This is a genomic window from Aquicoccus sp. SU-CL01552 (genome assembly GCF_040365005.1).
In the GTDB taxonomy this organism is placed as follows: domain Bacteria; phylum Pseudomonadota; class Alphaproteobacteria; order Rhodobacterales; family Rhodobacteraceae; genus Antarcticimicrobium.
Window position 1 is genome coordinate 1 of record NZ_BAABWV010000044.1, and the last position, 1,962, is coordinate 1,962.

Annotated in this window: 1 protein-coding gene and 1 pseudogene; both read right to left on the reverse strand. The window is 61.4% G+C overall.

Annotation, left to right across the window (positions count from 1 at the left end; translation table 11 throughout):
- Positions 1–131 precede the first annotated feature (131 nt).
- Positions 132–629 (reverse strand): annotated as a pseudogene (locus ABWV23_RS22290) (transposase); the annotation flags it as partial.
- A 222-nt stretch (positions 630–851) separates the two neighbouring features.
- Positions 852–1,733, reverse strand: coding sequence for an alpha/beta fold hydrolase (locus ABWV23_RS22295; protein WP_353351897.1), 882 nt, complete (start codon positions 1,731–1,733; stop codon positions 852–854).
- Positions 1,734–1,962: the final 229 nt, after the last annotated feature.

A 1,962-nucleotide genomic window follows, 5' to 3' on the forward strand; every position in this document is an offset into this window, starting at 1 on the left:
TAGTCGGACCAGTTCGTCGTACGATAGCGGGTGGGAGAGGGCTTCGGCATGCCGCCAATCTAACGCACTGGATTCGCGCAGTGAATCCTCCTCACCGATATGTGCAACAAGCCCGGGTTGATCTCTCCCGCGTTCCAGTCCTCTTTCGGCGTCGAGTTCTGCTTGTTCGCATCCGCTTCGATCAGGCTGGCGTCGACCGCCATGCGCTGGCCGCTGACCAAGCCCTCTTCAATGCAGCGTGCGACGGTCATCTCGAACAGGTGGCGCAGCAATTCGCTGTCGCGAAAACGCCCGTGCCTATTCTTCGAAAACGTCGAGTGGTCCGGAACCCGGGCGCTCAGATCAAGCCGGCAAAACCAGCGATACGCCAGGTTCAGATGCACCTCTTCGCAGAGCCGTCGCTCCGACCGGATGCCGAAGCAATAGCCGACCAGGAGCATGCGGATCAGCAACTCGGGGTCGACGGATGGACGGCCCGTGTGGCTATAGAAATCCGCCAGATAGGCGCGGACGTCAGTCAGATCGACGAAGCGGTCGATAGAGCGCAGCAGATGATCCTGCGGGACGTGATCTTCCAGCGAGAACTCGTAGAACAGCGACGGCTGCGCCTCCTGCCTTGGTCCCATCATCGCAAATCCTCCCGCCCAATGCGGGAATTGAAACAGCCCGACACCCCTCGATCAAGCACGAGTTTTTCAACGGAATACGCCCTTGCATGCGCCGCGTGGGTTCGCCGTGTGTATGAAAAGGCTATCCCTTTCTTGGTGAGCCTCCCTTGGCCCACGGATCAGCCTAGGGGTCCACGGGCATTCTCCTGCGGCTAAAAAAAAAGCCGCGTAGAGGTGACAGAGTTAATGCTCGGTATGGCGGTCGAGGAAGGCTAAAATGGCGTGGGCCATCTGCTGCGCGACGGGCGCGTCGAGGTGGAAGTGATGGTCGCCGGCGAGCTCGATGGTTTCGTACTTCGGGATCAGGTTCGCGCCGAGACGGGCCAGCCCTGCCGTTTCGGGCCGGGTCCTCAGAATGCCGTCCTTGGCCCAGATGTTCAGCACGGGGCACCGGATTGACCGCAACACGGCCTCCACATCCGCCTGCTTCAACTTGACGGCGGAACTCGCGAACAGGCGTGGGTCACCGCGCATCCGAAATCCGTCTTCCACCTTCTCCAGCGCGCGCTCCGCAAGCGCCTCGGACGTTTGCCGGGAGTTGCCCTGCTCGCAGCGGCGACGGATATAATCCTCTTTGGTCGAGAATGTTCTGGGCGGGCGGGCCTTCTGCTTGCGCGTCTCCACGATGAAGGCGCGCAGGGTCGAGACGACATCCTCTTCGGCCGGGTTGGGCACCAGCGAGTCAAGCGACACGAGGGCACGTACCCTCTCTGGTTGGGCGGCGGCGAACAGGGCGGCGACGTTGGCACCACGGGAATGACCGACAAGCACGCAATCCTCCCACCCAAGCTGATCCAGCAACTCGGCGATTTGCGGCAGATCATCCCAGATATTGTACGTCGCATGGGCGACCCGGTGGCAGCTCAGCCCCTGACCGCTGAGGTCTAACGCAACAACCCGGCAGCCGGTCAGTCTGGGGCCCAGTTCCTGGAAGCTGGCGGCATGATCCATCCAGCCATGCAGTGCCAGCACCGGCAGCCCGTCTTCGGGCCCCCACGCTAGGCCCGTGAGCTGCAGGCCGTCCACGCTCCATTGGCAGTCCCGCGCCGCCGCCATGGTATCCATCCTCATTTGCATCCCTCGAAGGTCTCCATCCCAGAGCACGTCATAGCCTATGTCGCCCAAGGGTTTGAACCAGCCCAGAGACGATTAGTGAGCCGAACAGCATGGCCGAGGACCTGGCCTCCCCATTGCAGAGGCTACACCGCATATGCACGCAAGAGGGCAAGCAAGTCACCTCGACCTCCTTCTCTAGGCAGATATTCAACTACATGTCCGATTCACAAGTCGAATA

Bases quoted from the DNA above. Each gene is read 5' to 3' on its own strand.
- ABWV23_RS22295 (WP_353351897.1), bottom strand. From the start codon at position 1,733: ATGGATACCATGGCGGCGGCGCGGGACTGCCAATGGAGCGTGGACGGC.